The organism is Cellulomonas septica (genome assembly GCF_012396155.1).
Taxonomy (GTDB): domain Bacteria; phylum Actinomycetota; class Actinomycetes; order Actinomycetales; family Cellulomonadaceae; genus Cellulomonas; species Cellulomonas septica.
On sequence record NZ_JAAXOY010000144.1, the window covers coordinates 1 to 6,695 of the forward strand.

The window sequence follows — 6,695 nt, forward strand, 5'->3', positions numbered from 1 at the left end:
CGGCGTGGACGAGCGAGGCTGCCCGGCGGGGGCGGGGTGGGACACGGCGGGGCTCCGGGCACGGTTCGGGCGAAGTGCTCGAATCGATTCGATCGCGTCTCGCAGCGGGGTCGAATCGATTTGAGGGGACGAGATATTCTGCGGGTACGCTGGCGGTCGCGTCAACACGTCTGCGCACCCGCGCGTCGTGCCCCGTCGCACCCCTCCTCGACCCGCCCGCACGGGCGGCCGAGCCCGGTGCGCCGACCCGGAGGTGGACCCCTGCCCCGCCCTCGCCCGACCCTCGCGGACGTCGCCGCGGCCGCCAAGGTCTCCGTCTCCACGGCGTCGCTCGCGTTCTCGGGCGCCGGCCCCATCGCCGCCGCGACCCGCCAGCGCGTGCTCGACGCGGCGGTCGAGCTCGACTACGCCGGGCCGAACCCGCTCGGCCGTCAGCTGCGGCGCGGCCGGTCCGGCATCGTCGGGGTCGTCGTGGGGGACGCGCTCAAGCGCTCGTTCCGCGACCCCGTCTCCGTGCAGGTCCTCGACGGGCTCGTCGGGACGCTCGGCTCGCTCGGACTCGGCGTCCTGCTCATCCCCGGTCCCAGCGACCCCACCGAACCGCCCGTGGACCCCCTCGTCGAGTCCGCGGCCATGGACGTCGCCGTCCTCATGTGGGGCGGCACCACCGACGACCCGACGCTCACCGCCCTCCAGCGTCGTGGGATCCCCACGGTCGTCGTCGAGGGTCGCCAGCAGGAGGGCGTCACGACCGTCGGGATCGACGACCGCCAGGGGATGACCGAGGCGACGCAGCACCTGCTCGGTCTGGGCCACGACCGGATCGCCGTCGTCACGCTCCCGTTCGACCGCGCCCGGCGCGACGGGCTCGTCGACGACGACCGGCTGTCGCAGATCGACTGGGAGATCACCCGCCGACGCCTCGCGGGCGTCACCGACGCCGGCGTCACGCCGCAGGCGATCTACGAGACCCCCGCGTCGCTCGTCGAGCACGGCAAGACCGCGGGGTTCGCGCTGCTGTCCGGCGACGTCCGACCCACCGCGGTCGTCTGCCAGTCCGACCTCCTCGCGTCGGGGGTCGTGCTCGCGGCGCGCGAGCTCGGGCTGCGCGTGCCCGAGGACGTCTCCGTGGCCGGGTTCGACGGGCTCGACCTGCCGTGGCTCGCACCCGACGTCCTCACGTCCGTCGTCCAGCCGCTCGCCGAGAAGGGCGCCGCGGTGGGCCACGCCGTCGAGGACCTGCTCGCGGGCGAGACACCGCCCTACCGCGAGCTGGGCGTCACGCTGCGCATCGGGACGACGACCGGACCTGCCCCGGCCTGACACCGGTCACCAACCGCCGTCGTCGGCGCGCTCCCCTCGTCTCCGGACGCACGACGCCCCGGTCCGCCACCTCCGCCGGGGAGGACCGGGGCGTCGCCGTGCGCCGACGTCAGCTGCGCTTCAGCCAGTCGAGCGGGTTGGTGCGCGTCGCCGCGTAGACGAACCACGACGTCGCGCCGACGTGCTGCACCTGGAAGTAGCCGAACCCGAACCCGGTGTCGAGCAGGCTCGACGCGGCGACCACTCCCCCGTCGACGACCACGCCGCCGAGGTGCTGGCCGACGCCCAGGACGTCCTGCGCGTGCCGGATCTGCCCGAGCAGCCGGTCGGCCGCCCTGGCGTCACCGCGGCCGTTGCGGTCGATCAGCGCGGTCGCGAGCTGACCGGTGCCCTCGAGCCACACACCCTGCGGGTGCACGGTGATGCCGTTGTACTGCGCGGTCGACTGCGCGCTCGCGGTGCTGAACGTGACGCCGGAGACCGTCTCGCCGTCGGGCAGCTGGGACGTGGCGGCCGCCGCGTCGTCCGTGACGGCGAGGGCCGTGCCCGCCCAGTCGAGGCCACGCTTGAAGGTGCGGTCACGGGTGGCGAGCCAGGCCCACGTCACCGTGTCGAGCGGGACCGGGAAGCGGTTGATCTCGACGCCGTCGTTCGTGCCCGTCCAGAAGAAGCCCTCGGACGGCTCCCACATCGCGTCGACGAACTCCCGCGCGTGCGCCGCAGCCTCCTTCCAGCGGTTGTCACGAGTCACCTTGCGGAGCATCGAGAAGAACGCCGTGCAGTCGATGTTGTGCTCGGTCGAGCCGTTGGGCACGGGCGCGTTCGCGCCGTTCACGCCGAAGGAGAAGCCGCCGAGGCCCGTCGTGCGCCAGGTGTTCGTCGTGATCCACTCGCCGATCCGGACGGCGCCCGCGAGGTAGCGGCGGTCGCGCGTGCGGTCGTAGAGGTGGAGCAGGGCGATGCCGGGCCACGCCATGTCACCCACGGCGGTCCCGAGGAACCCGAACTGCCACCCGATGTTGGCCGTGCCGTCCGGCTGCACGAACCCGTACGGCTGCGGGTTGCCGTCGTAGAACGTGTACGGGCCCACGTTGTACCCCTGCCGCAGCCGGCCGTCGGAGTAGCCCGGGTCGTGGTCCTGCGCGTAGAGCAGGCCGTCACCCAGGACGCGCGCGGTCTGCTCGCTGGACCGCTTGCCGTCGGCCAGCAGCGCGATGACCGCGAGCGCGTTGTCGTACGTGAACGCCGTGCTGAACAGTCCGAGCTCGTCGCCGTAGCTCTGCGCGAGCCGGGCGCCGGTGTTCACCGTCGGGTAGGCGTCGGTCGCGGCCTGCAGGAAGCCGACGGCGGCACGCTGCGCGGACGCGCCGTGCCCGTGACCGCGCCCCGTTGACACGTGTCCACCAGCGGCGGCCGCGGCGCCCGGGGCCGTGGCGACAGCCACGCCGGCGGCGACACCAGCGCCGGTCAGTGCGAGGAACGTCCGGCGCGAGACCCGCGCCCCTGACTCCGTCGTCGTGTGGTGCATCGGTGCTCTCTCCTCTGTGGGCGTCGGGCCGCGACGATGCGGCCCGGGTACACCGTAGGGAGCGGCCGGACGGAAAGGAAGAAGCCGGACGAATCGCCGGGCGCGCCACGCTCGTGACCGCGGTGCAGGTCGCCCGAGCGGGCGACACCGCACAGGGCCGAACAGACCGACATCCCCGACGACGGCGCACACCGTCGGCGCCGCCGCGCACGGTCGGAGCCGCGCGCACGTCGACGTCGCAGCGCAGGCCGGCGTCGGTGCGGCGACCGCCCGTCAGGCGAGCCGGACGACCGCCTGCGCCTTGCCGAGCACCCGCACGCCGTCGACCGTCACGGTCAGGTCGACGCGCACCGTGCCGGCCTCGGCGTCGAGCGCGCCGGCCACGGCCACGACCTCGACCGTCGCGGCCCCCGGGTCGGGCACCGGGATCGGACGCGTGAACCGCACCTGGTAGTCGACGACGGCCCCCGGGTCGCCCGCCCAGTCGGCGACGACGCTGCTGGCCGCGCCCATGGTCCACATGCCGTGCGCGATGACGCCCGGCAGGCCGACCGCCGTGGCGACGCGCTCGTTCCAGTGGATCGGGTTGAAGTCGCCGCTCGCGCCCGCGTACCGGACGAGGCGCGCGCGGTCGACGGTGACCTCGCGTCGCGCGAGCTCCTGGCCGACGGTGAGCTCGGCGAGCACCGGCGTGGTCATGCGTCCTCCCCGCGGACGGCCAGCGTCGAGACGACGGTCGCGACGGCCTCGCCGTCCTCGGCCGCGATCTCGGCGCGCGTGGTGATCATGGCGAGCCCGGCGCGCTCGACGATCGCGTCGACGTTCAGGACCGTGACGAGCCGGTCGCCCGCGTGGATCGGACGGTGGTGCGTGAACCGCTCGTCGGCGTGCACGACGCGGCTGAAGTCGATACCCGCGGCCGGGTCCTCGAAGAGCTGCGCCTCGGCACGCTGCGCCACGACGACGGCGAACGTCGGCGGCGCGATGACGTCGGGGTGGCCGAGCGCGCGTGCCGCGTCGGGGTCGGTGTGCGCGGGGTGCGTCGCGCCGACCGCCGCCGCGAACTCGCGCAGCTTCTCGCGTCCGACCTCGTACGGCGCGTTCGGCGCGTACTCGCGCCCGGCGTACCCGGTGTCGACCGGCATCCTCGTGCTCCTGTCGTCCGTCGCGTCGGCCTGCTCGGCCTCTCAGCCCCGCACGGCCCTGCTCAGCCCTGCACTACGCCCACACCTGCAGTGCGGTCACACCTGCACCGCGGTCACACCTGCCCCCGCGCTCACACCTGCACCGCGCTCAAAGCACAAGCACGCCCGCCGGCGCGGAGCCGGGGGCGTGCCTGGAGTCCTGCGGCCCCGAGGGGCGCGGCTCAGCGGGTCTCGCGGTGGACCGTGTGGCGGTTGTCGCGCGGGCAGTACTTCTTCATCTCGAGCCGGTCGGGGTCGTTCCGACGGTTCTTCTTCGTGATGTAGTTCCGCTCCTTGCACTCCGTGCAGGCGAGCGTGATCTTCGGGCGGACGTCCGCGCTCTTGCTGGCCATGGTCTTCTCCTCGCGCCTGGACGGCGCCTGCGTTCTGCTGTCCACGACGCGTCGACCGACGCATCGCCTGGGTCACACTGGCTGTAGCGGGAGCGGGGCTTGAACCCGCGACCTCACGATTATGAGTCGTGCGCTCTGACCAGCTGAGCTACCCCGCCTCGGATGTCCCGAGGCCGCGGAATGAACCACGGCCCCGGACACACCACAGAGCCCCGAAAGGGAATCGAACCCTTGACCTTCTCCTTACCATGGAGACGCTCTGCCGACTGAGCTATCGGGGCAGCGCGTGCAAGGCTACACGGGCGAGTGCCCGGCTGCGAAATCCGGGCCGGTGACGGTCGCCACGGCGATCTCCGACCCGTCGCGCGACCTGCGACGACGGCCGCCGCACACCGTGCCGCGATCGCCCGCGGACCCGCGCCCGAGCACGCCTGCCTAAACGATTCGTCTCGTCGCCAGGGCGGTTTGTCCGGTGTCAGGATCCCGCCCATGCGCCGAACACCCCGCAGCACCGCCGCTGCCCTCCTGCTCGCCGCCGCGGTCACCCTCGGCACCGCGGCGTGCACCGGCTCCGACGACGACGCCGCCACCCCGGACTCCGACGGCGGCGACGGCACCGCCGCGACGCTCGCCTGGCCCACCGCGATCGACCCCGCGACCGCCGAGGACTCGTTCTTCGTCGTCTGGACCGACGTCGCCGACTCGGCCGCCGGCCCCGAGAAGCTGCAGCCCACCATCGACGCGCTCGCCGCCGCGGGCTACACGACGCTCCCCTGGGACCCGGCCTGCCAGAGCGGTGCCGAGGAGCTCCTGGGCGGCCTCACCGGCTTCGCGGACCCGCTCGGCGTCGGCGTGGCGTTCGCCTCCGCGGAGGACGCCGGCGCCTTCGACACGCTCTACGAGGGCGCGACCGTCTCCGTCACCGAAGGCACGTACACCTGCGCCAAGCCGTCCTGACCCCGCTCCCCCACTCCCGCGACCGGCGGGGCGCCCCCGGGTGCCCCGCCGTCGTCGTGCCCGGAGCCGCCCGGGCCGGACCGCCGCGTCCGGGTGGCCAAGGGTCCGGAGACGACGAGGGGTCGAGTGCCGGAGACGACGAGAGCCCGGACCGCAGTCGCAGTCCGGGCTCTCGCACCGTGGCGGGTGAGGGATTCGAACCCCCGTAGGCTGTGCCAGCTGATTTACAGTCAGCCCCCTTTGGCCGCTCGGGTAACCCGCCAGGGATCGCTCGCCGTCGCAGGGTCGACCCGGAGGCCGGCCGCCGCGAGCAGCGCGCGGGTGGAAGGATAGCAACTCCCGAGGGGTGCTGACGAAACGGTCCCCCGGGACGGACGGCCGACGCCCCTGGGCGCGGCGACAGACGAGTCCCCGGCGGGTGTCCGGGGCGGCAGGAGGAGAGCACATGGCGAGCGAGTCGTCGTTCGACGTCGTCAGCAAGGTCGACCGTCAGGAGGTCGACAACGCGCTCAACCAGGCGGCGAAGGAGATCGCCCAGCGGTACGACTTCAAGGGCGTCGGGGCGTCGATCACGTGGAGCGGCGAGTCGGTCCTCATGGTCGCGAACTCGGCGGAGCGGGTGCTCGCGGTGCTCGACGTCTTCGAGTCGAAGCTCATCAAGCGCGGGATCTCGCTCAAGTCCCTCGACGTGGGCGACCGGGAGCCCAAGCCGTCGGGCAAGGAGTACCGCCTCGCGGGGGCGATCCAGGAGGGCCTGTCGAGCGAGATCGCGAAGAAGCTCGCGAAGATCGTGCGCGACGAGGGCCCGAAGAACGTCAAGACGCAGATCCAGGGCGACGAGCTGCGCGTCACCGCCAAGAGCCGCGACGACCTGCAGGCCGTCATCGCGCTGCTCAAGGGCGCCGACGTCGACGCGGCGCTCCAGTTCGTCAACTACCGCTGACGGGACGCGGCGGGGAGGGCGGCGCGCGCCGCGGCTCCCCGCCGCCCGTCCGGCCACCGATGCAGCCCGGTGACCCCACGCGCCCGGGGAGCGCCGACCGGACGAGCCCGATCCCCCTCGCGTTCGGGCAGCGCCCGACCGCGACAAGCCGATCCCCCCTGGCGTCGGGCAGCGTGCGTCCGACGGGTCAGACCCCCGCGCCGAGCGCCGCGAGCGAGAAGCGGCTGCGGTCGAGCTCGTCGTCGTCGGCGCCGACCTGGCGCGGCACACCCAGGCCGTCCTCCGCGAGGTCGGCGAGCACCTGACCGGCCCCCGGGGCGAGCGCGACACCGTGCAGCCCGGTGCCCAGCGCCAGCACGACGCGGCCCACCCGGTCGAGCACCATCGGACCGGCGGCGCGAGATCGG

The 6,695-nt window shown here is 73.7% G+C and carries 7 protein-coding genes, 3 tRNA genes and 1 pseudogene; 3 read left to right on the forward strand and 8 right to left on the reverse strand.

Features of this window, described 5'->3' with window-relative positions:
• Window positions 1–237: 237 nt before the first annotated feature.
• Window positions 238–1,323 carry a LacI family DNA-binding transcriptional regulator gene (locus tag HGA02_RS07580; protein WP_425483040.1) on the forward strand — a complete coding sequence of 362 codons (1,086 nt, stop codon included), beginning with the start codon at window positions 238–240 and terminating at the stop codon, window positions 1,321–1,323.
• Between the two features lie 109 nt (window positions 1,324–1,432).
• On the opposite strand, the gene HGA02_RS07585 is transcribed toward HGA02_RS07580, so the two are convergent.
• The 6 genes from HGA02_RS07585 to HGA02_RS07610 all read right to left on the reverse strand — a co-directional run bounded on the left by HGA02_RS07585 (window position 1,433) and on the right by HGA02_RS07610 (window position 4,669).
• Entirely contained in the window at window positions 1,433–2,719 is a 1,287-nt protein-coding gene (locus HGA02_RS07585; RefSeq protein WP_343035357.1) for a Tat pathway signal sequence domain protein, read from the reverse strand.
• 405 nt (window positions 2,720–3,124) lie between these two features.
• Window positions 3,125–3,550: a MaoC family dehydratase gene (locus HGA02_RS07590; RefSeq protein WP_168678515.1), complete on the reverse strand. Its 426-nt coding sequence runs from the start codon at window positions 3,548–3,550 to the stop codon at window positions 3,125–3,127.
• Window positions 3,547–3,996 (reverse strand): FAS1-like dehydratase domain-containing protein, encoded by a 450-nt coding sequence (locus HGA02_RS07595; RefSeq protein ID WP_168678516.1) that lies wholly within the window; start codon window positions 3,994–3,996, stop codon window positions 3,547–3,549. Before HGA02_RS07595 ends, HGA02_RS07590 begins: the two co-directional genes overlap by 4 nt.
• 221 nt (window positions 3,997–4,217) lie before the next feature.
• Window positions 4,218–4,388: a 50S ribosomal protein L33 gene (gene rpmG, locus HGA02_RS07600; protein WP_124341451.1), complete on the reverse strand. Its 171-nt coding sequence runs from the start codon at window positions 4,386–4,388 to the stop codon at window positions 4,218–4,220.
• An 84-nt stretch (window positions 4,389–4,472) separates the two neighbouring features.
• A tRNA-Met gene (locus HGA02_RS07605) sits at window positions 4,473–4,546 on the reverse strand.
• A 50-nt stretch (window positions 4,547–4,596) separates the two neighbouring features.
• A tRNA-Thr gene (locus tag HGA02_RS07610) sits at window positions 4,597–4,669 on the reverse strand.
• A 208-nt stretch (window positions 4,670–4,877) separates the two neighbouring features.
• Here HGA02_RS07610 and HGA02_RS07615 point away from each other — a divergent pair.
• On the forward strand, window positions 4,878–5,345 hold the full coding sequence (locus tag HGA02_RS07615; protein ID WP_168678517.1) for a hypothetical protein: 468 nt from the start codon (window positions 4,878–4,880) through the stop codon (window positions 5,343–5,345).
• A gap of 180 nt (window positions 5,346–5,525) precedes the next feature.
• Here the strand turns inward: HGA02_RS07615 and HGA02_RS07620 are convergent.
• Window positions 5,526–5,607 (reverse strand) — tRNA-Tyr (locus HGA02_RS07620).
• 183 nt (window positions 5,608–5,790) lie between these two features.
• Here HGA02_RS07620 and HGA02_RS07625 point away from each other — a divergent pair.
• Window positions 5,791–6,288: a YajQ family cyclic di-GMP-binding protein gene (locus HGA02_RS07625; protein WP_124344677.1), complete on the forward strand. Its 498-nt coding sequence runs from the start codon at window positions 5,791–5,793 to the stop codon at window positions 6,286–6,288.
• A gap of 187 nt (window positions 6,289–6,475) precedes the next feature.
• Here the strand turns inward: HGA02_RS07625 and HGA02_RS07630 are convergent.
• Window positions 6,476–6,695 (reverse strand): annotated as a pseudogene (locus tag HGA02_RS07630) (hypothetical protein); the annotation flags it as partial.

Coding starts and splice junctions, on each gene's coding strand:
- HGA02_RS07615 (WP_168678517.1), top strand. CDS start 4,878: ATGCGCCGAACACCCCGCAGCACCGCCGCTGCCCTCCTGCTCGCCGCC.
- HGA02_RS07590 (WP_168678515.1), bottom strand. CDS start 3,550: ATGACCACGCCGGTGCTCGCCGAGCTCACCGTCGGCCAGGAGCTCGCG.
- rpmG (WP_124341451.1), bottom strand. CDS start 4,388: ATGGCCAGCAAGAGCGCGGACGTCCGCCCGAAGATCACGCTCGCCTGC.
- HGA02_RS07625 (WP_124344677.1), top strand. CDS start 5,791: ATGGCGAGCGAGTCGTCGTTCGACGTCGTCAGCAAGGTCGACCGTCAG.
- HGA02_RS07595 (WP_168678516.1), bottom strand. CDS start 3,996: ATGCCGGTCGACACCGGGTACGCCGGGCGCGAGTACGCGCCGAACGCG.